The following is a 421-nucleotide window of genomic DNA, read 5'->3' as shown; positions in this document are numbered from 1 at the left end:
CGTTCGTGGCCTACGACGATGCATCGAAGGGCTCGGTCACGTTCGGCGGTGTCGGCGCAAGTTCGCCGGTGGCGCTGCACAACGTGGCGGCAGGCACGGTGAGCGCGGCCAGCAACGACGCCGTGAACGGCTCGCAGCTTTACACTCTGGCCGACTCCACGGCAGCCGCGCTGGGCGGCCACACGACGGTCAATTCGAACGGCACGATCAGCACGCCGACCTATGTTGTCAGCGGTAGCTCTTACTACAACGTGGGCACGGCGCTGGATGCTATCGCAGCGGTTGCAGGTGGCGGCTCGGTGGACGCGGTGATTTACGACTCGGGCGCGCACGACAAGCTCACGCTGGGCGGCGCCAACGCGTCGACGCCGGTCAAGTTGACGAACGTTGCTAACGCAACGCAGTCGCGCGACGCCGTGAA

The 421-nt window shown here is 66.0% G+C and carries 1 pseudogene; it reads left to right on the top strand.

The features are described from left to right. Positions 1 to 421, top strand: a pseudogene (locus LDO54_RS39315) (YadA-like family protein); the annotation flags it as partial.

This window comes from Paraburkholderia tropica, assembly GCF_914484835.1.
Classification (GTDB): domain Bacteria; phylum Pseudomonadota; class Gammaproteobacteria; order Burkholderiales; family Burkholderiaceae; genus Paraburkholderia; species Paraburkholderia tropica_A.
Note: the sequence above shows the minus strand (reverse complement) of the source record. Positions and strands in the feature narration are given on the sequence as shown.